The sequence below is a fragment of the Sodalis sp. dw_96 genome (assembly GCF_018449575.1).
GTDB lineage: Bacteria > Pseudomonadota > Gammaproteobacteria > Enterobacterales > Enterobacteriaceae > Acerihabitans.
In genome coordinates this window covers 154,656-177,062 of record NZ_JAAVUT010000003.1, presented here as the reverse complement: position 1 = coordinate 177,062, position 22,407 = coordinate 154,656, and the positions used below count along the sequence as shown (strand labels likewise).

Sequence of the window (22,407 nt, the reverse complement as noted above, 5' to 3'; positions counted from 1 at the left end):
GATATAGTATTAATTCCATATAATTAAAATCACAAGCAATTAGACGTTAATTAAACAACAAGTAAAATATACGGTTCATGCTAATTTTGAGGACATTGATAAAATCTCTATTCTACATAAATTACTTTATAATGATATTCACCATAAGTTCAGTATAAAATAACCGGAAATTGATATTCCCATGACATGACACGAGGGCGTAATCGCCCTCGTTTTTTAATGCCTAGAGACTGTCATACTTCAAATTGCGGGGGCGTTGACCTTCCCGCAACGCGAATTATTCAAGGTATAGCGCTGTATTGATATTCCCGCCTACGCCCGTTTTTTGGTGGCGGTATCCATCCATACCGCCAACAGCAATATCGCGCCTTTAACGATATATTGCCAAAATGTGGACACATCAAGCATGCTCATGCCGTTATCCAGCGACGCCATGATAAAGGCCCCCATCACCGCGCCGGCCACGCTGCCGACGCCGCCCGCCAGGCTGGTGCCGCCGATGACGCAGGCGGCGATGGCGTCCAGCTCCGCGATATTGCCGGCGGAGGGCGAACCGGCACCCAGGCGGGAACTGAGGATCAGCCCCGCCACCGCCACCATCAGACCGTTGATGGCGAATACCGCCAGTTTGGTGCGCTCTACATTTACCCCGGACAGCCGGGCGGCATCGATATTGCCGCCGATGGCGTAAATCCGGCGACCGAAAGCGGTGCGGGACGCCAGAAACAGTCCCGCCAGCATCAGCGCCACCAGAAGGAGCACCGGAGTGGGCACGCCACGATAATCATTCAGCAGATACACCGCCCCCAATACCAGGACCGCGGTGATAACCTGCCGGGTAAGATCGCCGGTGCGGGTGGCAACGGATAAACCCAGGCTCAGGCGTTTGCGACGCCGGCGCCACTGCCAGGCGATAAACAGCACCAGGCCGATAAAACCGATGCCGAATCCCGCCCCGTCCGGTAAATAACTCTGCCCGATCTGCGACATGGCCGCCGAGGTGGGTGACACGGTGGTGCCGTTGGTAATACCGATAAGAATACCGCGAAACGCCAGCATACCGGAGAGGGTGACGATAAAGGACGGCACCTTGCGGTAGGCCACCCACCATCCGTTCCAGGCCCCCAGCAGCAATCCCAGCAGCAGGGTCACCAGGATAGTCAGCGTCAGCGGCCATTTGAACCAAACATCGAATATCGCCGCCACCCCGCCCAACAAGCCCATCATGGATCCCACCGACAGATCGATTTCGGCGGAAATAATCACAAAGACCATCCCCACCGACAAAATGCCGGTAATGGAGGTTTGCCGCAGCAGATTGGAAATATTACGGGCGCTGAGATAGGCTCCCTCGGTGGTAAAGGTAAAGAACAGCATAATGACCACGATGGCGGCCAGCATGACAAAGACCTGCAAATTTAATGGCTTGTTTTTGCCGACGGCGTTATCGCCGACAGCCGTCAAGCGGTCAGACCGCGTGATTTTCAACATGGGAGTCACTCCTCAGTGCCGCTTCCATTACCTGTTCCTGCGTCAGGTCGCGGTTGATAAGATCGGCTTTGATTACCCCTTGGTGCATCGCCAGCACCCGATCGCTGATACCCAAGACCTCCGGCAGCTCCGACGAGATCATGATGACCGCAATCCCTTGCTGAACCAATTGGTTTATCAAGCGGTAAATTTCCTGTTTGGCGCCGATATCGATACCGCGCGTCGGCTCGTCAAGGATCAAGATTGACGGATTCAGCAGCAGACATTTCGCCAGGATGGCTTTTTGCTGATTGCCGCCGCTCAGGCGGCCGATGGCCAGCTCCGGCGAGGTGGTTTTCACCTTGAGGCGCGAGATGGCGTCGCGAATGGCCGCCTGTTCGCCGGCTTCATCCACGACGCTTAAAGACCCGCTGAACTGGCTGAGGGCCGCCAGGGTAATATTCGATCCGACGCTCATGATGGGTACGATACCGTCTTTCTTCCGGTCTTCCGGGACCATGGCTACTCCATGGCTCATGGCCTGCCGGCAATTTCTGAAACGAACCGGCTTGCCTTGCAGCGTTATCCGGCCTTCCCAGCGGCCGGGATAACAGCCGAACAGGCATTGCGCCAACTCGGTGCGGCCCGACCCCACCAAACCGGCAATACCGAGAATTTCCCCTTTATGCAGGCTGAAGGAGGCATTATCCACCCGCCGGATATGCTGGTTCACCGGATGCCAGGCGGTCAGTCCCTCCACCCGGAGAATCTCCTCACCCACCGCATGCGGTTCATGAGGATAAAGCTCGGTAAGCTCGCGCCCCACCATCATTCGGATCAGGGCCTCTTCGCTCAGGCCCTCGGCCGCGCGGGTCGCGATATGTTTACCGTCCCGGATGACGCAAATCACATCCGAGATAGCCTTGACCTCGTTCAGCTTGTGGGAAATATAGATACAGGCAATATCGTGATTACGCAGATCGTTGACGATATCCAGCAATATGGCGGTTTCGCTTTCGGTCAGGGAGGCGGTGGGTTCATCCAGGATCAGCAGACGCACCTGCTTGTTTAACGCCTTGGCGATTTCCACCAGCTGCTGTTGTCCCAGCCCCAGCTCCCCGACCCGGGTATTGGGATCGATATCCAGTTTCACCTGCGCCAGCATACGGGCGCAGCGCAGATACATATTGTCGTAATCCATGACACCGTATTTGGCCCATTCGGCGCCGAGAAAAATATTTTCCAGCACCGTCATTTGCTTCACCAGTGCCAGCTCCTGATGAATAATGGCTATGCCTTTTTGTTCCGTGTCGCGCACGCCGTGCGCCACCAACGGCTCGCCGCCGAACAGGATCTCGCCCTCGAAGGTACCGAAAGGGTAAACCGCCGACAGCACTTTCATCAGGGTGGATTTGCCCGAACCGTTTTCACCGCATAACGACAGTACCTGGCCCGGTTCAATGCTCAGGGACACATTATCCACCGCCTTTACCACACCGAACCGTTTGGTGATATTTCTCATTTCCAGTAAAACAGACGCCATGATAATTTCCCTCCGCAGACGGACCGCCTGATTCGGCGGCCCGTATATTTCACGTCACAAACAACAATCGGCGTAACGGCGGATCAGTTCAGCTCGGACTTTTTATGGAAACCGTCGGCAATGACGGTGCTGTCGATATTACTTTTATCCACCGCGATTGGTGTCAACAGATAGGAAGGGATAGCCCGCAGACCGTTATTCAGCGAGGCGTTGGATTTGGGTTTTTCACCCTTGGCCAACTCAATGGCGATAATGGCGGCGTTGGAGGCTTCCTGTTTGATGGGTTTATAGACCGTCATGGTCTGGGTGCCCTGGATGATACGTTTAATACCGGCCAGATCCGCATCCTGCCCGGAGATGGCCACTTTTCCCGCCAGACCTTGCGCCGCCAGGGCCTGAATAGCGCCGCCGGCGGTGGCGTCATTGGAAGCCACTACCGCGTCGATTTTGTTATTATTGGCGGTCAGCGCATTTTCCATAATTTTTAAAGCGTTTTCCGGTAACCAGCCATCGGCCCATTGGTCGCCCACCACCTTGATTTTGCCGCTGTCGATTAACGGTTGCAGAACTTTCATCTGGCCGGCGCGGAACATCTTGGCATTACTGTCCACCGGCGAACCACCCATCAGGAAATAATTACCCTGGGGAACGCGGCTGACGATACTTTGCGCCTGTAGTTCGCCGACCTTCTCATTATCAAAAGAAATATAAAAATCCACATCGGCATTATTGATCATCCGATCATACGCCAGGACCTTTATTCCCGCCTGTTTTGCTTCCGCGATAACATTACTTAAAACGTTCCCATTATAAGGAATAATAACTAATACATCGACGCCGCGATTGATCATATTTTCAATTTGCGACATCTGGGTTTCTTCATTACCGTTGGAGGATTGAACAAAAACATCGGCACCCAGGGACTTGGCTTTATCAACAAAAATATCACGATCCTTCTGCCAGCGTTCCAAGCGCAGATCGTCCACCGCCATACCGATTTTGATTTGTTTGGCAATACCCGGTTGGCAGGTTAACACCAGCGCCGCACAGGCAGAAAGCAAGAGGGTCTTCAGTTTCATCTTTCATTCCTTATGTTGCTTTTTTAAGAACATAACCAGCAAGGGGAACTCGCTGTTTTATAAGATAAGATTCAAATCCTTACCAAGTGACGGCAACGTATTGCCGCTAAAAATATCCGATAGTAAACCTGTTTAGTATTAGTGGGGAAAAAAGTATGCGGCAATTGCAAATTTTCACAACGCCATTACGATATTTAACTGAAATGTGGTTTCTGTGAGCTGTAGCTTATTTTCTACCGTTACGAACTCTATTCGTTTAATTTTTTAACATTATTACATTCGCACTCATTTTATCCGCCATTCTGTGTGATCCCACGCACAATAAATAATTTCATGAATCCATATGTGAAATAACGTAATTGATCGTACCCGACGTTATAACCAGAATCAATTGCACTGAGTCCCTTAACCCGTCGGCATTATTGCCGGTCGTTTGGTTAAATCCTGTCCGCTTCAGAACGGACCCTGTATTTTCTAGGAGCCATGATTATGTCTCAATTCTTTGACAAAATTGAAAAAATCCGTTTTGAAGGGCCTAAGAGCACGCAGCCTCTGGCTTTCCACCATTACAACCCGGATGAAATCGTATTAGGCAAACGCATGGAGGACCACTTGCGTTTCGCCGTGTGCTACTGGCACACCTTCTGTTGGCCCGGTGTGGATATGTTCGGCTCCAGCGCGTTCCAACGCCCGTGGCAACAGCCGGGAGACGCCCTGGGACAGGCGCGCTTGAAGGCGGACGTGGCCTTTGAATTTTTCAGCAAGCTGGGGGCACCTTATTACTGCTTTCACGATATGGATGTGATCCCGGAGAGCAATACGGTAAAAGCCTATGTCGATAACATGGCCGTCATGACCGAAGTATTGGCGCAGCACCAGCAGCAGACCGGCATAAAGCTGCTGTGGGGTACGGCAAACTGCTTCAGCCATCCCCGCTACGGCGCCGGCGCGGCCACCAGCCCGGACCCGGAAGTGTTCGCCTGGGCCGCCACGCAGGTTAACAGCGCTATGGCGGCCACCCAGACCCTTGGCGGCGAAAATTATGTTTTATGGGGCGGCCGTGAAGGCTATGAAACCCTGTTGAACACCGATCTGCGGCAGGAACGGGAACAAATCGGCCGTTTTATGCAGATGGTGGTGGAGCATAAACATAAAATCGGCTTCCAGGGCACGTTGCTCATAGAACCCAAACCCCAGGAACCCACCAAGCATCAGTATGATTATGATGTCGCCACGGTGTATGGATTCCTCAAGCAATTCGGCCTGGAAAAGGAGATCCGGGTCAATGTGGAGGCCAACCACGCCACCCTGGCGGGACATACTTTCCATCATGAAATCGCCACCGCCATCGCGCTGGGAATATTCGGTTCGGTGGACGCCAACCGCGGCGATCCGCAATCCGGCTGGGATACCGACCAATTCCCCAACAGCGTGGAAGAAAACGCATTGGTGATGTATGAGATCCTGAAAGCCGGCGGATTTACCACCGGCGGCCTGAACTTCGATGCCAAGGTCCGCCGGCAGAGCACCGATAAATACGACCTTTTCCACGGCCATATCGGCGGTATGGATACCATGGCGCTGGCGTTAAAAGTGGCGGCGAAACTCATTGAGGACGGGCGGCTGGATCAACTGGTGAAAGCGCGCTACGCCGGCTGGAACGGCGACCTTGGACAGCGCGTGCTGCAAGGCAACCTTTCCCTGGCCGACGTGGCGGCCTACGCCGAACAGCACGCCCTGGCGCCGGAACACCACAGCGGCCAGCAGGAACTGTTCGAAAATATCGTTAATCAGGTGCTATACAGTTAAAGGAGCACGGTCCGCAGGCCAGGCCCGCCGGACCGATCCTGCAACGAGCGTGTTAAAGGGAGACCGTGCCAATGGGGTCGAAGCGGGCGTGGTTTTTTCGCCCGCCGGAGCGCCCCATGGCACGGTAGGCCCGCTTTCACCCAGGCGCGAACCGAGCATGTTAAAGGGATTCCGTGCCGATGGGGTCGAAGCGGGCGTGGTTTTTCCGCCCGCCGGAGTGCCCCACAGCACGGTAGGCCCGCTTTCACCGAGGCGCGAACCGAGCATGTTAAAGGGATTCCGTGCCAATGGGGTCGAAGCGGGCGTGGTTTTTCCGCCCGCCGGAGCGCCCCATGGCACGGTAGGCCCGCGATCACCGAGCGTGCAACAGACGTGTTAAAGGCGTATCGCTGCGGGCAGGTTGCCGCGCCGGTTTTCCCAAGCGGCGACAGCCGCGCTACTTAATTATAATTAAGGGATACCTCATGTATATCGGCATTGATCTAGGTACCTCAGGCGTCAAAGCCATTCTCCTCGACGAACAGCAACACATCCTGGGCAGCCATACGGAAAGCCTGACGGTCTCCCGTCCTCACCCGTTATGGTCGGAGCAGGATCCGGAACACTGGTGGCAGGCCGCCGACCGGGCCATGCTGGCATTGGGGGCCAAACATGATCTCGGTTCGGTGCGCGCCCTGGGCCTGACCGGACAAATGCATGGCGCCACGCTACTGGATAATAAACAACAGGTGCTGCGTCCCGCCATTCTCTGGAACGACGGCCGCAGCTTTGCCCAATGCCGGACGCTGGAAACCGCGGTGCCCCACTCCCGGCAGATTACCGGCAACCTGATGATGCCCGGCTTCACCGCCCCCAAACTCCGCTGGGTGGCCGAGCATGAACCGGAGATATTTAGCCGGGTGGATAAAGTTCTGCTGCCAAAGGACTATCTGCGCTGGCGCATGACCGGCGATTTCGCCACCGACATGTCCGACGCGGCGGGCACAATGTGGCTGGACGTGGGCCGCCGCGACTGGAGCGACGCGCTGCTGGAAGCTTGTAACCTGAACCGGGGGCATATGCCGCAATTATATGAAGGCAACCAGGTCACCGGCGCCCTGCTGCCGGCCCTGGCATCCCGCTGGGGAGTGCCGCAGATACCGGTGGTTGCCGGCGGAGGCGATAATGCCGCCGGCGCCATCGGCGTCGGGCTGTATCGCCAGGGACAGGCCATGCTCTCACTCGGGACCTCCGGCGTCTATTTCGCCGTCAGCGACGGTTTTCTCAGCAATCCGGAAAAAGCGGTGCACAGCTTTTGCCACGCGCTGCCCAATACCTGGCATTTGATGTCGGTGATGCTCAGCGCCGCCTCCTGCCTGGACTGGGCGGCAAAAGCCACCGGTCTGGGCAGCGTCCCGGCTTTGCTCGACGCCGCCGCCGGCAGTCGCGCCGATATCTCGCCGGCGTTTTTCCTGCCCTATCTGTCCGGGGAAAGAACCCCCCATAACAACCCCAACGCCACCGGCGTCTTCTGGGGACTGACCCACGATCACGGCCCGGCGGAGCTGGCGCGGGCGGTGGTGGAAGGGGTCAGCTTCGGTTTGGCGGACGGAATGGATGTATTGCATGAAACCGGACTGCGGCCGGACAGCATTACCCTGATCGGCGGCGGAGCGCGCAGCGCTTACTGGCGACAGCTGCTGGCGGATATCAGCGGACAAACGCTGGATTACCGCACCGGAGGCGACGTGGGTCCGGCGCTGGGGGCGGCCCGGCTGGCGCAGCTCAGCTGCCATCCCCATACGCCCTGGTCGGAAATGCTGCCGCCTTTGCCGCTGGAAGCGAGCTACATACCGGATAAAAGCCGTCATGAGGCCTATCTAGAACAACGGCGCACCTTCCAGCAGATCTACCGGCAACTGACACCCTTGACTGGTGTGTAGAGGGCTTTTTTGACCTTTAAGCCGCCCCTTGACCACCACGAACCGGGGACAGCGCCCGTCAAGGCGCTACGCGCCATGCCCGGCGCACCACGGAAAAGCCCGCAACTGCGGGCTCGCATCGTTGGGAAATGGTGACTGCCGAGAAAAATGCATACACCATCGTAAATCCTCTTGACTCATACGGTTGACTCTTAGGGAACTATTAGTTTTTAGGAAGTAATCCTTCGTTTCAAGGATGGCGATTTCCGCGGCAGCCCTTACGCTTTTATTACTGAACATTATATAGTTAGTCTTATTCCTTTTTTCGTATTGTAATATCGACATGCCAACGGAAGCCAGTTCAATATTAAAAAATTCTAGTGCATTGCATTGATATTATACTGATGGTATTTATAAATAAATCAATGACAATGAAAGCTCTTTCAGATTCAGACACTAATATCTTTACAAGTGCAATTATAGCTATTATATATAATTTGATTGAGAGTTTCTTTATTGGGTAGGATCAGAACAGACCGAAGCTTGGGATTGGCGGCTAGACGATTAATGACCATGCGTAACAAACGACGCATAACGTCCGTCCACAACTAGCTTAGGATGGAATTTCGGGTACAAATTCACAAGCGATTTATTTTTTATTCAGTTATTGATTGTTATAGTCAAGTCGGGCGTTATTTTTTATCACTTGCCAAATAATACAATCATTTCATTAATTTCGATCGAAATTAAAATTTACTTAAATTTACTCATGCCAACATTGCTGATAATTAATACAGTTAAAAAAAACCATCCGCAAGATAATGCAACATCTTCATATAATTTATTTGCACTAAACTGATTATATAACCTATTGATTATATTAACTTAGCAAGTATTTTTATGTTATTTACTCCTTGCCATCTTCAAAATAATTCCGTTATTATAGCCCGGCATTATTTTTTTAATGCAGGGACTTCCACTCCCTGGTTTGCTTACGGCGGCATAATATACGTATTGTATTATGTCGTCTTCTCAGTAATCATTGTACCGCGAGCAAAACTCGCGCGTTATATCAATGGTGGCTCAGGTCGGGCAGCTTAAGGGCTGGCCGAGAAATAGTAAGCACCGGTTGTGGAAACCCGTTCTGGGCCACCGCCATTGATAGTTTTTTGTGCGGTGGTACTCGCAACCGAGGTCACCGTATCTGTTTTTTTGTCTGTTATAAAACATCTGCGCTGCACCTCACCTTTATCAGGTGATTACCATGGAAAACCTTATTGACCCCGCCAACCTGTGTTTTGACGACGTGCAGTGCCAATGCCGGGCGCTCGCCTTTGCCGCCTATAAAATCGAAGATGAAGATGTGAGAGAGCTGCTGTTATATACCCTTATGGAAAAACAGCAGCAGCTGGATATGCTTATGCCGGCTACCACACCCATAAAGATCGACGAAACGCATTAACGCAGTAACTTTTTTATGCCCTTGCAGACCTATAACGAGAGGGGAGGAGTACAGCCCCCGGGTAAATAATTAACGGTATAACGGGCAGTTTGAAGCGCGTCTATCAATGCGATAAAAATCCCGGTGAAATGGAATATAAGGCAATGGTCTCTGACTGAACCTTTCAGCTTTTATGAACCGCCCCGGTTCTCCGGGGCGGTTCAGTCAGAGGGGAGAGCAGAGCTGTCTCATGCTCAGTCGCCGCCGCTCGGCGAACTGAGGCCGAACATGCCGCCAAAGCTTATTTGCAGGCTGAGCCCATAGACCAGCATGTTCTTGGGTAGGATTGGGGTTTTCGGCAGCCCGGAGTTATCCGGGTTGATGATGTACTGGATGTTCGGCATGATGGTTACGCCAGGACTGACATGCCAGCCGTAGTTGACTTCCAAGGAATACTCATGAGGGTTGTTGCTGCCTTGGCCCCCGGCCTTTTCCCGGGCATCACGCAGGTATGCAATTTCCTTGTCGGTGAGATTGAACATTGACGCGGAGAAGCCGATGGTGTCCTGCGGCCGCGATTCCATTGGCCCGGTCAGCACTACGCCGCTCAGGAACTGCTGCTTCATGATTTCCTCATCTTCCAGTTGCTGGACCACCCCACCGAATACCCTGAGGTTGCGCTTCGAGTTTGCACCGGGCCGCCAGACCACCTTGTCGCCAAGCAGATAAACGCCCTTGCGTTCCTCGTTCGCCTCGCCGGCGGTGCCACCGAAAGTCCCCAGCGAACGGCCGGCGGTGTTGTAGTAAGGGTCGGTATGTGGCGCGGTGCTGACGTAGCCGCCGACCATGAGATCGAAGTTTGGCTCCGTCCAGCCCCACTCCAGCGGCACGGTCACGCCGGTGGCCTGTGCGGTGGAAAAGTCCAGGCCGTTACTGGCAGCGGTGCTGGGGTTGACCTCGTACACGCCGGTTTCAACATAGGTATGAGGGGTCGTGCGGTAGCGCATGTTGACAGCCCAGGTGGCCGAAGGCAGCAGGCTGTAACCAGATTCGGAATTGATCATGCGCGGCACGCCGCAGTAGTCGCCCGTTTGAAACTGACAGTTGGTGGGCAGCTTGGCGTAATAAGCGGTGGTACCCAGTCGACCGACGAGCACATCCAGTCGGTCATCCAGCAGTTTTTGCTCGAAGGCGAACAACCCCAGATGCCAGTCGGGATATTCGTTTTTGTAGATGTACTGCTGTTTGGAGAAGGTGCCGGTGACGTCATGACTGAGGCCGGAGCCATAGTCTTTGTAGACGGTAAAATGGAAACTGCTGCCGTGGGTGTCAATCAGCTTGTCGAGATTGAGATCGGCACCGATGTTGAATTGGCCGACGTTGGAGTGGCCCTGCCCGACTCCGCCGCGGGTGTTGCGGGCATACTGATTGATCAGGTTGGCCTGCAGCAATACGCCCTGACTGGCCAGCTTTTGTAACGCGTTGGCGGAGTCGGCGGTACCGGGCTTCTGGCTGGCGGTTGGCGTGGCAGCCGGTCCCTCCTGGGTGTCGTCCGGTATTTGCGGTGTATCGGCCAGCGTGTCAGGGAGGGGGGCGGATGGCGCAACCGTTGCGGCCAGGCTCGTGTCTTGAATCAAAAAGCTGAGAACGCTTGCTGCCAGAATATTTGTTGTTATTTTCATGGTGCGTACCCTCGCCGGCATTGCGCGCAGGTTACCCTTGCGCGTGGCAATCCGGTTGATGCTGTTGTGACAAAGCGGGGGGTCAAACTTCGCGGTAACCCGCGTCCAGTTCGTTTTTCAGTTGCCTGCGGTCGATGGCGTTTTCCCATTTGCCCACCACTAGGGTCGCCACGCAGTTACCGGTGATATTGGTAAAGACAAACGCCGAGGCGAGGATGCGATGGACGCCGAGGATCAAGGCAATACTGCCGACCGGGATTGACTTGGTGGCGGCCAGGGTCATGGTCAGAACCGCAATGGCCGAACCCGCCACGCCGGCGCCGCCTTTGGAGGTGACCAGCAACACGAACAGCAGCGACAGCTGTTGTTCCCAACCCAGCGCGGTGCCGGTGGCCTGGGCCAGGAACACCGTGACGGCGGCGAAATACAGGCAGGTCCCGTCGTGGTTGAAGCTGTAGCCGGTGGGTAGCACCAGCCCGACCACCGACTCTTCGATACCGAGTCGCTTGAGCTTGCCGATCAACTGTGGGAACACGCTTTCCGCAGAGTTGGTGCCAATCACCAGGATCAACTCTTCACGGATATAACGCATCAGCTTGAGCAGGTTGAAACCGGCGTACCAGGCGACCGGCACCAGCGCGATGAGGAAGAAGATCGCGCAGGTCAGGTAGAACTCGCTCACCAACGCCGCCAGGGGCACCAGAGACTTGAGACCGAATCTGGCGACCGTAAAGGCAATGGCGCCGAAAGCCGCGATGGGGGACAGTTTCATCGCCAGGCGGATCACCCAGAACAGGGACTGAGACACGGTATCGACTATATTCAGCACCGGTTGCGCCTTATCCCCCATAGAGGCCAGGCCACAGGCGAACAGTACCGAGAACACCAGAATCTGCAGGATTTCGCCCTGGGCGAACGCACCGATGGCGCTCTGCGGTACCAGGTTGAGCATGAACTCGCCCAAACCCATGCGCGAAGCCGGTTGCGCCGCTTCACCGGCGGTTTGCAACAGCGCGGGATTGATGTTCATCCCGACGCCGGGCTTAAGAATATTGATGGTTACCAGACCGATCACCAGAGCGACGCTGGTGACCACCTCGAAATAGACGATGGCCTTGATCGCGATACGACCGACCTTGCCCAGATCGCGGACGCTGGCGATACCGTGGGTGACCGTGCAGAAGATAATTAGCCCGACCACCATCTGGATCAGACGGATGAACACATCGCCCAGTGGCTTGAGCGTCCGGCCGATGTCGGGCGCCAGGGCACCTACCGCAATGCCAAGGACCATGCCTGCCAGCACCTGAAAAGTCAGGTCTTCGTAGAAGCGGCGCGTACGTTGGGTGCCCACGACAGCGGTGGGAGGAATGTTACGAGTCATAGTGGACTCCACAATAATAGGTGAGATGGCGGGAGCTGCTTAATCGGCGTCGCTACCCAGCAGCTTGCGCGCTGGGGCGAACACTTCTTCCAGGCTCAAACGTCGGGGTAACAACCCTTGTGCCATACACGCATCAATAGTGAAGTCGAGAGCACCGGCCAGGCTAACGAAGCCGAACATGGTCGGCCAGCAGGATGTGCCGGCTTCGGACACGGCGGAAGTAATGCGCCGGTCGGCTTCGCGCAACAGCGCAAAGGCATGTCGAATGGCATCGGGCTGCCGCGCGCAAGCATCGGCACTTGCCACCACCAGGTGGTTGATCGGCATGAAACGATGCTTGTGCCACCAGGCCAGATCCCGCTCGCCCGCATTTTTGATGACTGAAATGTATTCTTCACCCGTGGGCAAGTCATTGCCCAGGATCGCCGCGTCCACGTCGCCGTCGCGCAGCATCTGCAACGTGCCCTTCGTGCCGGGAATCTGTTCGACAAATCTGGGGTTCTGATACTGCTCAACGTGCGCCGGGTCGTGAGTTATCCACTGCACTTTGGTGATGTCCAGTCCAAAATCCTCGGCCAGGTGCGCCCGAACCCACATGCCGGTGGTCTGGGTATAAGCACGCACGCCAATGCGCTTACCGACCAAATCAGGCTCGGCGGGTACGCCGTTGGGACCGTAACCAATCAGGCAGCCGCGCTGAAAGCGAGAGGCGATCACCGCAGGTAACAGCACCACCGGACGGTCATAGGCAATGGCTTGCAACGCGGTGACCACGGCCAGTTCGCACAAATCGTAGGCCTGATCACGGACCATGGGCGCGAAGGCCTTGTGCACCACACCAACGTTCTGGAAGTCCAGGTGTACGGCGGGATCAATCAGTTCGCCGGAATGCAGTGCCGCCGTATGCGGATAGTGGCCGAGTACGGTACGTAAAGTTGTCGCGGTATTCATCAGCGTGCCTCCGTCGAGGCGAACGGATACAGGCGCCGGGCGCTGCCGCTGGCGATGGCTTGTTGATTTTGCACCGACAATCCGCCCAGTACCTCGCGGGCAGTGTCAGCCAACTCGGCCAGAGTGCCGGCCGCCGCGGGGAAGTTTGAACCCCAGACAATATGGTCGGCGCCAAACGCGGCGATGATCGTGCGCAAGAAGTCGATCGGGGTCGACTTGCCTTCTACGGCGGCGGCCAGGGTGCGGTTGGTCAGTTTCAGATAGACACCCGGAAAAGCCGCCAGTGCGAGCAAGGCGTCAGCCGCCTGATATGGAACGCCGGCGGACAGCACCGGACGTGCGCAATGGTCGAGCAGCACAATCGCCTTGGGGAAGCGTTCAAGCAGACTGCGCAGGGCCGGAATGCCTTCCATGGTCATTTGAAGACACACCGGAATGGCATGCGCCTCGGCCCAGGCCCAGGCTGGATAAGAATCGACGTGGCCCAGCCAGTCGCCCTGGCCGGGCATGGTGCTGCCGGTGGTGAACAACCGGAAGCCCGACAGCCCCTGTTCCTGCCAGTAAATAATGTTATCCACCGCATCGGCGGCGAGTGCATCCAGTGAATACACGCCAACCAGGCGGTCACGGTGTGCCCGCACGGTGTCGGCGACATACCGGTTGTCGTGACCGTAGACGGTAGAGGCTTGGACTACCACGGCCTGTTCGATGTCGGCAGCGTCCATCGCGCGCAACAGGCTGTCGGCATCCACCGGACGAGCCTGCGACCATTGAGACTGATGCCCGCCGATGGGGTCTGTCGGATAACGCTTGTTGTCGGGAGAAATCACATGGGTATGGGTATCAAGCAGCTTCATAGATGCCTCGTTTTTGTAGGATGACAGAGATATCCGGATTAACTATTGATGGAATTATTTTATTTTCACTAGCACTTCGGATATTCCCGACTATATATGGATGTATATGAGAGAGAAAATTCGAATTACGCTCCGGCTATTGGATTTGGGTAACGAACAAAAATGAATCAAGCTTACTCACTCAACCTGCGACACCTCGGCGCCCTGCTTGAGGTGGCGGTTACCGGTAATATCAGCGGCGCGGCGAGGACGGTCAATTTATCGCAACCGGCATTGGCACAGGCCATCAGCAAGATTGAGCAGACGCTCGACGTAAGCCTGTTCGAGCGCCGTCCGGGTGGAGTGGCCATGACTGATGCTGGCACACGTTTCATCGTCCGTACCGAGCGGGCCCTCGCCTACCTGACCAGCGGCGTGCGGCAAATCCGTCGCGGCTCCGGCAAACCGGTGTTAATGAAGTTGGAGCAGAGGGTGACCATGAGCCAACTGCGCGCGCTGGTGTCGGTAGTCGGCGCCGGCAGTTATGCTGTCGCGGCGAGACAACTGGACATCTCCCAACCTTCGCTGCACCGGGCGATGCGTGAATTGCAGGAACTCGTTGAAATTCCCTTACTGGAGCGCACGGGCAGAGCGATCCGACCTACGATGCCGGCTGGTCAGTTGGTGCACTTCGTGTGCCTGATGCTGGCGGAATTGCGAGCCGGTATTGACGAAATCGCCACTCGCAACCAGGGCCTGAGCGGCACGCTGCGCATCGGTGTGTTGCCCGTGGCTCGCTCCTACTTCCTGTCCAGGGTCTTGGCCGGATTCTGTACTCAGTGGCCGGCCGCCTCCGTGGAGATTATCGAAGGTCCCCATGCCGAATTACTGAGCCACCTGCGTCAGGGGGATGTGGACTTGCTGATCGGTTCGCAACGCGAGCAGGTCCCGACCCATGACGTGAGCCAGGAAGCGTTGTTTGATGACGAACTGGTGATCGTCGGCCGCACCGGACATCCGCTGCATGGCAAATTATATCTGACCACGGCCGACCTGTTGGATCACCATTGGGTGATGCCGGCGCCAGGCACGCCGTTGCGGGTGAACTGGGAACGCATGTTCGCAGCGCGCGGACAAGCCCCACCGATCCTGCGGGTGCAATGCGGGTCTGTGACCATTAAACGCGGCATGATGCTGGAAGGCGACTGGCTGACGCTGATGTCGCGGGATCAATTCCGTCTGGAAAGCCAGGCTGGACAGCTGGTGGAAATCGGATCGCCCGGCGCGGACTTCTGGCGGACTATCGCCCTGACGCGTCGGAACGATTGGCGCCCTACTTTACTGCAGGCCACCTTTATCGAACTGTTGAGATCGGTGGCGGCACAGATGCCGCGCCCTTAGGTGGGTGTGATTCACAGATATTCAATTGATGCTCTTGGCAATCACTCTGATACTGATAAGTCATTATATCTTGACCATTACGCCCGTCAGTCACCCGGGGATTATGATTATGTTTCACTCAATTATTGATTGTCATAGTCAAGTCGGGCGTTATTTTTTAATCACTAGCCAAATAATATAATCACTTCACTCATTTCAATTAAAACGAATATTTACTTAAATTTACTCATGCCATCATTGCCGATAATTAATACAGATAAAAATAACTCTCTGCGAAATAATACAACATCCACCTATAACTTCTTCTCACAAAAAATATTATATAACCCATTGATTATATTAACTTAGCAAGTATTTTTTGTTATTTATCCCTTGCCATCGTTAAAATAATTTCGTTATTATAGCCCGGCATTAGTTATTTAATGCAGGGACTTGCACTCCCTAGTATCAACGGCGACATAATATGCATATTGTATTATGTCGTCTTCTCAGTAATCATTGTACCGCGGGCTAAACTCGCGCGTAATATCAATGGTGGCTCAGGTCGGGCAGCTTAAGGGCTGGCCGAGAATAGTTGATACCGGTTGTGCAAACCCGTTCTGGGCCACCGCCATTGATAGTTTTTTATGCGGTGGAACTCGCAACCGAGGTCACCGTATATGTTTTTTTTGCTTGTTATAAAACATCTGCGCTGCACCTCACCTTTATCAGGTGATTACCATGGAAAACCTTATTGACCCCGCCAACTTGTGCTTTGACGACGTGCAGTGCCAATGCCGGGCGCTGGCCTTTGCCGCCTATAAAATCGAAGATGAAGATGTGAGAGAGCTGCTGTTATATACCCTTATGGAAAAACAGCAGCAGCTGGATATGCTTATGCCGGCTACCACACCCATAAAGATCGACGAAACGCATTAACGCAGCCCCTTTTTATGCCCTTGCAGACCTATAACGAGAGGGGAGGAGTACAGCCCCCGGGTCATTAATCAACAGTAAAACGGGCAGTTTGAAACGCGTCTATCAATGCGATAAAGATTTCGATTAAACGGAATATATTGAATAATAAGCTAGATCAAAATCAGACATTTAAAAAAATCTTTACCTTGCTCTTTCACCCATCGACAGCTTCTTCAAGCGTTGCTCCCACAGCAACAACGGGGATAAAAAATTCAATTGGCGTTAACAATTTGCACATCTTTTCGATTTATCTCATGATAAATGCCATGAAATCGAAAAGGAGGTTTTATGACGTCGGCCATTCAAAAACGAAACATTAACGATCGTTCCTCCGATAAACAAATTTATCATGATAGCGTCACACCAGCAGCACGCCTGCAAAATTTTATTCAGGAGCTGGCAGACGATGTGCGTTCTGGCAATACCCACATCAGTCAGGCCAGCATGGCTCATACTGATGCTGCCTTTGCCCTTGATGTCATTATTGAATACATGAAAAACCGTGCGGTCAGCAGTATGACCACAGAAAAGACCCGACAACTGCGCCGGTTGCACAGTAAAGCCCTCTTTCTTCAGACGCTGGAGAAAGACGGCGGCGTGTATAATTCAGCTCAGGCCGCGGAGATCCTGGGCAAAACCAAAACCACTATCAGAAACTGGAAGGATGCTGGCCAACTGCTCGCCCTGGAGATTGACGGTGAGTTTTACTACCCGGTGTTCCAGTTCACCGATGCAGAAACTATATCAGATAAAGGCGTGCTCAAAGGCATCCCTGAACTGCTCAAAAACCTAAAGGGATTCAGTGACCGGATGCAGTATTCCTTTTTTATGGAGGAGCGCAATACCGTGCTGAATGGCCTGCTCCCGGCAGGTCGGGTTTTCACCATTGCGGAAATACTGAAAAACAAACCGGATCAGGAGTTAATGGCGGAGCTCCATCGACTCGCGCGCGTCTACGGCACACAAGGGGCCGCGTAATGATAAGTGCTACCCTGTCGGCAACACTGATTTAAGTTCGAAAGTGAGGCATATTCATTTGTCGTTGACACAAAGAGAAGTTACGCAAATGGTTGAGCAACCTTGAGTGTGTATTTTTTCCAGCCGCCTTTTGCCCAATACCTGGGGGATTCTGAAGTTTACTACTGCCGATGATGCGCATTGATGTGGAGGATTGACAGAGCATTTCTTGGTCCCCGCCGTTGCTTGCGTGAGAAGGGCATCATCTGATGTCATCCAGCAGCAGTCGATGACGTTAGATGCGATTACGCTGTATGGGGACAAAAATACGAAAAATGTCGTGCTTGAGAAGAGTTATGAGGAGTACATGGCAGGCTTTACCGATATTGTCACCGGTGAAGCGAAACGCGGTTTTATGGATGTGGTGGCCGCGTTAGAACAACACTTCCCTGACCCCACAAAAATTGAGACAGAAAAAGAGAAAAAGAACTTCATTAAACTGTTTGGCGAATACCTTCGTGCCGAAAACATCCTGCAAAACTATGATGAATTTGCCACCCTGAAATCCTTGCAAAAAATCGACCTCAGCGACCCGGCGGCAACAGAAGCGTTTAAGGCAAAGCATTATCTTGATGATGAAAAGCTGGCTGAATTGCAGAAAGTCCGGCTACCGCCTGAGCGAGTTGTTCAGGATTATCGTTCAACCTATAACGATATTCGTGACTGGCAGCGCAAAGAGAAGTCCGCGAACGACAAAGAGAAATCAACCGTTGACTGGAGTGACGTTGTTTTTGAAGTGGACCTGCTGAAATCCCAGGAGATTACCCTGGATTACATTCTGGGCCTGATTTTTGAGCATAACAAAAAGAACCTGAGCAAAACGACGTTGATAGACGAGGTGCGGCGGCTTATCCGCTCAAGTCTTGGCAACCGTGCCAGAGAAAGCCTTATTGTCGATTTCATCCAGCAAACCAATCTGGATGACATGCCTGATAAGGCCGGAATCATTGATGCATTCTTTATTTTTGCTCAGCGTGAACAGCATCGGGAAGTAGAAGAACTGATACGCAGCGAAAATCTGAATGAAGCCGCCGCCAAACGTTATATCCGCGCTTCACTGAAACGCGAATACGCCAGTGAAAACGGTACTGAGCTTAACGAAACATTACCGAAGCTAAGTCCTTTGAATCCTCAGTACAAAACCAAGAAACAGACCGTTTTTCAGAAAATTGTGTCGTTTATTGATAAGTTCAAAGGCGTCGGGGGGTAGATTTAGTTGCATTTGGGTGGGGAGTCCATCGTTATTGATGGCTTCCCTACGGCAGCGCATTTCATTGCTGAAGCAAGTATTCATGGGACCTCTAACTAAAGCAGGATTAAGGTGATTTTTAGCTGAAGAGGGTCAAGCCATCTGCGAACAGGTTATAAAGTAAAATGCGAAAGGGTGATCACTTGAATGCAAACGCCACCCTTAGACGAATTATTATTACAGATAGTTCATGATACTTATCATCAAGTTTTTACAATCAATTCTAAAATAAGATAACCCTATCACTAATATCAATTAACATGATTATTTACTTAAATTTACGCGCAGCAAAATCGCTGATAAAAAATACAGTTAAAATCAATCTTCACAAACTCATTCAATGCTTACTTATAGATCATAATAACTAAAAAAATATATAACCTATTGAAAATATTAACTTAGAAACTAATATTTCTATAATTTACCTCTTGTCATTTTAAAAATATTTCCGTTATTATGGCCCGGCATTAGTTTTCTAATGCAGGGACCCTCACTCCCTTGCTACACACGGCGACATAATATGCATATTGTATTATGTCGTCTCCTAAGTAATCATTGTACCGCGAGCAAAACTCGCGTGTAATATCAATGGTGGCTCAGATCGGGCAGCTTTAGAGCTGGCCGAGGAGTAGTGTGTAGCGGTTGTGAGATCCCGATTTGGGCCACCGCCATTGATAGTTTTTTGTGCGGTGGCGCTCGCAACCGAGGTCACCGTATCTGTTTTTTTGCCTGTTATAAAACATCTGCGCTGCACCTCACCTTTATCAGGTGATTACCATGGAAAACCTTATCGACCCCGCCAACTTGTGTTTTGACGACGTGCAGTGCCAATGCCGGGCGCTGGCCTTTGCCGCCTATAAAATCGAAGATGAAGATGTGAGAGAGCTGCTGTTATATACCCTTATGGAAAAACAGCAGCAGCTGGATATGCTGATGCCGGCTACCACACCCATAAAGATCGACGAAACGCATTAACGCAGTAACTTTTTTATGCTCTTGCAGACCTATAACGAGAGGGGAGGAGTACAGCCCCCGGTCAAATCGTCATCTGAATATTTTTATACAAATAGCAAGCACTGGCCTTCATAAGTATATTTAACACTTTTTGTTGTACAGCAATCTTGACATGATATCTAAAATATTAGATAATTAATTTTACTTATAGTAGGAGATATATATGGCTTTAAAATTCTACGAAAGTCCGTTCCATGTGACACATGAGGCTGAAACCGCCAGTAAAATGGCAATGAAAATGGATTTATCGATCATGATCACTAATTTAATCAAAGAGAAAGGGTGGACGCAAAAAAAAGCGGCTGAAAAACTCGGCATCAACCAATCCCGTGTGTCAGAGCTGAAGAATGCCAAGATTGAGCTTTTCACTATCGATGCCATGTTCGATATGTTAGACGCTCTGGGTTTCAGGACTAAGATGTCAATGCCGAGCATGCATCAAGCTTCAATCACAATCACTGAAACCGAAAGAGCGGCTTAACGTTTTTTTGCGGCGTTCTTTCTAAAATAAATCAGAATGACTTCCCACGCGGTATAACTTTAACTCAGTGCTTGTACGTTGATATATTAATAATAAATCAGGCGCTCCGTGGCATTCTAAATAACCGATATAATTGCCAATTAGAGCATGCTCTTTATAATTTTTTGGTAATGGCTTACCTGTCTGTAACAAAGCGATGGTGGTTAAAATGATGGTCTGTGCTTTTTTATTCTTATCGTAACGTTTAGCGTCTTTCTTAAACCGGCTCTGATAAACAATAGTCAGCATAAGAGCTTCACCAGCCTAGGTCGCGTTTAAGGTCGTCGACCGTATCAACACGCGTTACCTCAATACCCGTTTCCAAGTCACGAATAGCCTGAAGAGTCTCCTTATTCGGTTGAAACAGGTCAGCCGGAAGTTCGTGACTGACGGCTAGATGGTTAACGACCATGCGTATCACAGTCGACAAATCCAGACCTAATGCCTTGGCGTTGGCCATAGCGGCCGCTTTGGATTCGGGTGAAACCCGGGCGCGAACAATAGAATCAACCATAGGACCTCCTTTGATAGGTCTTTTAATTGTAGCTACAGTGTAGCCACATTTCAAGAAAAACAACGCCGGATGGGAAGTTACTAACTCATGCCTACAACCCACAAATAGACAGGATGAAATTCCCCCTCTCATCCTTACATAAGATTTTTTTCGGCAGCACCCAGATATTAGAATCACATCATTGATTCAAATTCAAATACATTGGGTGGAGCACAGTCCCCTGCACAGGTTTTTCCGGCGATTTTTTATCGCGAATTTGCTAGCTGGCGCACACGCTGTCAATACTTTCCCGGCGTTACTGGGTATATGCTGGCTACCGGACGATTTTTGCGAGAACACCCTGTATGTTCGAAAAACGTTATCGCATCACATTGTTATTTAACGCCAATAAAGTATACGACCGCCAAGTGGTGGAAGGCGTGGGGGAATATTTGCAGGCATCCCAATGCGACTGGGATATTTTTATCGAGGACGATTTCCGCTGGCGGATTAATCGTATCGAGGAGTGGCTCGGGGACGGTATTATCGCCGATTACGACGACCGCGAAATCGAGCAGTTGCTGAGCGGCGTCAACGTGCCCATTGTCGGGGTCGGCGGTTCTTACCAGGATAACGAAGACTACCCGGCGGTGCATTACATCGCCACGGATAATCATGCGCTGGTGGCCAGCGCCTTCATGCACCTGAAGGAAAAAGGCCTCAACCGCTTCGCCTTTTACGGCCTGCCCCCCAGCAGCGGCAAACGCTGGTCCCAGGAACGGGAGCAGGCCTTCCGCCAGCTTACCGCCGACGAATATTATCAGCCGATAGTTTACCAGGGGGTGGAGACCACGCCGGACAACTGGCAATACGCCCAGAACCGGCTGGCGGACTGGCTGCAATCCCTGCCGTCCCACACCGGCATCATCGCGGTCACCGATGCCCGCGCCCGTCATTTGCTACAGGTGTGCGAGCACCTGAATATCGCCATTCCGGAAAAGCTGTGCATTATCGGCATTGATAACGAGGAGCTCGCCCGCTGCCTGTCGCGGGTACCGTTATCTTCGGTGGCCCAGGGCACCCGCCAAATGGGCTATCAGGCCGCCAAGCTGCTGCATCAGTTGTTGAATCATTCACGTTTGCCGTTGCAGCGGATACTGGTGCCGCCGCTTAAGGTGGTGGAACGCCGCTCCACGGATTTTCGCTCCCTGCGCGATCCGGCGGTGATCCAGGCCATGCACTATATCCGCTATCATGCCTGCAAGGGCATCAAGGTGGAGCAAGTGCTTGACGTGGTGGGCATGTCCCGTTCAAACCTGGAAAAACGCTTCAAGGATGAGACCGGCAAAACCATTCATAACGTTATCCATGAAGAGAAGCTGGAGAGCGCCCGCAATTTGCTGATTTCCTCCTCGTTAACCATCAACGAAGTCTCGCAGATGTGCGGCTATCCCTCGCTACAATATTTTTATTCGGTGTTCAAAAAGGGATTTGAAATCACACCCAAAGAGTATCGGGAGAACCATATGGAACTCCAATTTTAACCGAAGCTTGCACCCGGCGAATTAAAGGGAGACCGTGTTTGCTGAGGCCGGGTCGAAGCGGGCGTGGTTTTTCCGCCCGACGGAGCGCCCCACAGCGCGGTAAGCCCGCGATCGCC

18 protein-coding genes and 1 pseudogene are annotated in these 22,407 nt (G+C 52.7%); 10 read left to right on the top strand and 9 right to left on the bottom strand.

The window, feature by feature from the left end; translation table 11 throughout:
• Positions 1-312: 312 nt before the first annotated feature.
• The 3 genes from xylH to xylF form a co-directional block, all read right to left on the bottom strand.
• Positions 313-1,491, bottom strand: a complete 1,179-nt coding sequence (gene xylH, locus HB631_RS06230) for a xylose ABC transporter permease XylH (protein WP_213990293.1) — start codon at positions 1,489-1,491, stop codon at positions 313-315.
• Positions 1,469-3,013 carry a xylose ABC transporter ATP-binding protein gene (locus tag HB631_RS06225; RefSeq protein ID WP_213990292.1) on the bottom strand — a complete coding sequence of 515 codons (1,545 nt, stop codon included), beginning with the start codon at positions 3,011-3,013 and terminating at the stop codon, positions 1,469-1,471. Before HB631_RS06225 ends, xylH begins: the two co-directional genes overlap by 23 nt.
• An 83-nt stretch (positions 3,014-3,096) precedes the next feature.
• Positions 3,097-4,092, bottom strand: coding sequence for a D-xylose ABC transporter substrate-binding protein (gene xylF, locus HB631_RS06220; protein WP_213990291.1), 996 nt, complete (start codon positions 4,090-4,092; stop codon positions 3,097-3,099).
• 489 nt (positions 4,093-4,581) lie between these two features.
• Here xylF and xylA point away from each other — a divergent pair, with 489 nt between their 5' ends.
• The 3 genes from xylA (at position 4,582) to HB631_RS06205 (ending at position 9,264) form a co-directional block, all read left to right on the top strand.
• Positions 4,582-5,901: a xylose isomerase gene (xylA, locus tag HB631_RS06215; protein WP_213990290.1), complete on the top strand. Its 1,320-nt coding sequence runs from the start codon at positions 4,582-4,584 to the stop codon at positions 5,899-5,901.
• A 464-nt stretch (positions 5,902-6,365) separates the two neighbouring features.
• Entirely contained in the window at positions 6,366-7,823 is a 1,458-nt protein-coding gene (xylB, locus tag HB631_RS06210; protein WP_213990289.1) for a xylulokinase, read from the top strand.
• Between the two features lie 1,243 nt (positions 7,824-9,066).
• Positions 9,067-9,264, top strand: a complete 198-nt coding sequence (locus HB631_RS06205) for a hypothetical protein (protein ID WP_213990281.1) — start codon at positions 9,067-9,069, stop codon at positions 9,262-9,264.
• Positions 9,265-9,497: 233 nt separating this feature from the next.
• Here the strand turns inward: HB631_RS06205 and HB631_RS06200 are convergent, their stop codons facing one another.
• The 4 genes from HB631_RS06200 to HB631_RS06185 form a co-directional block, all read right to left on the bottom strand.
• The gene (locus HB631_RS06200; RefSeq protein ID WP_213990288.1) at positions 9,498-10,925 is read right to left on the bottom strand and encodes a carbohydrate porin; all 1,428 of its coding nucleotides are present in this window, start codon (positions 10,923-10,925) and stop codon (positions 9,498-9,500) included.
• Positions 10,926-11,007: 82 nt separating this feature from the next.
• Entirely contained in the window at positions 11,008-12,309 is a 1,302-nt protein-coding gene (gene dctA / locus HB631_RS06195; RefSeq protein WP_213990287.1) for a C4-dicarboxylate transporter DctA, read from the bottom strand.
• A 39-nt stretch (positions 12,310-12,348) separates the two neighbouring features.
• Positions 12,349-13,260, bottom strand: a complete 912-nt coding sequence (locus HB631_RS06190) for a hypothetical protein (protein WP_213990286.1) — start codon at positions 13,258-13,260, stop codon at positions 12,349-12,351.
• Entirely contained in the window at positions 13,260-14,117 is an 858-nt protein-coding gene (locus HB631_RS06185) for an amidohydrolase family protein (RefSeq protein WP_213990285.1), read from the bottom strand. Before HB631_RS06185 ends, HB631_RS06190 begins: the two co-directional genes overlap by 1 nt.
• Positions 14,118-14,279: 162 nt before the next feature.
• Here HB631_RS06185 and HB631_RS06180 point away from each other — a divergent pair, with 162 nt between their 5' ends.
• From HB631_RS06180 to HB631_RS06150, 6 genes and pseudogenes are all read left to right on the top strand, one after another.
• A complete protein-coding gene (locus HB631_RS06180) occupies positions 14,280-15,497 on the top strand; it encodes a LysR family transcriptional regulator (protein WP_213990284.1) in 1,218 nt (405 codons plus the stop codon).
• Positions 15,498-16,217: 720 nt separating this feature from the next.
• Positions 16,218-16,415: a hypothetical protein gene (locus tag HB631_RS06170; protein WP_213990281.1), complete on the top strand. Its 198-nt coding sequence runs from the start codon at positions 16,218-16,220 to the stop codon at positions 16,413-16,415.
• Positions 16,416-16,742: 327 nt separating this feature from the next.
• Positions 16,743-17,432 carry a hypothetical protein gene (locus HB631_RS06165; protein WP_213990282.1) on the top strand — a complete coding sequence of 230 codons (690 nt, stop codon included), beginning with the start codon at positions 16,743-16,745 and terminating at the stop codon, positions 17,430-17,432.
• Positions 17,433-17,703: 271 nt separating this feature from the next.
• Positions 17,704-18,681, top strand: a pseudogene (locus HB631_RS06160) (type I restriction endonuclease subunit R); the annotation flags it as partial.
• A gap of 816 nt (positions 18,682-19,497) precedes the next feature.
• Positions 19,498-19,695, top strand: coding sequence for a hypothetical protein (locus HB631_RS06155; protein WP_213990281.1), 198 nt, complete (start codon positions 19,498-19,500; stop codon positions 19,693-19,695).
• Positions 19,696-19,897: 202 nt separating this feature from the next.
• Complete coding sequence (locus tag HB631_RS06150; RefSeq protein ID WP_213990280.1) at positions 19,898-20,215, top strand: helix-turn-helix transcriptional regulator; 318 nt, start codon at positions 19,898-19,900, stop codon at positions 20,213-20,215.
• Between the two features lie 21 nt (positions 20,216-20,236).
• On the opposite strand, the gene HB631_RS06145 is transcribed toward HB631_RS06150, so the two are convergent.
• Positions 20,237-20,503: a type II toxin-antitoxin system YafQ family toxin gene (locus HB631_RS06145; protein ID WP_213990279.1), complete on the bottom strand. Its 267-nt coding sequence runs from the start codon at positions 20,501-20,503 to the stop codon at positions 20,237-20,239.
• A 7-nt stretch (positions 20,504-20,510) separates the two neighbouring features.
• Positions 20,511-20,768, bottom strand: coding sequence for a type II toxin-antitoxin system RelB/DinJ family antitoxin (locus tag HB631_RS06140; protein WP_213990278.1), 258 nt, complete (start codon positions 20,766-20,768; stop codon positions 20,511-20,513).
• Between the two features lie 344 nt (positions 20,769-21,112).
• On the opposite strand from HB631_RS06140, the gene xylR reads away from it, so the two are divergent.
• A complete protein-coding gene (gene xylR / locus HB631_RS06135) occupies positions 21,113-22,291 on the top strand; it encodes a D-xylose utilization transcriptional activator XylR (protein WP_213990277.1) in 1,179 nt (392 codons plus the stop codon).
• Positions 22,292-22,407: the final 116 nt, after the last annotated feature.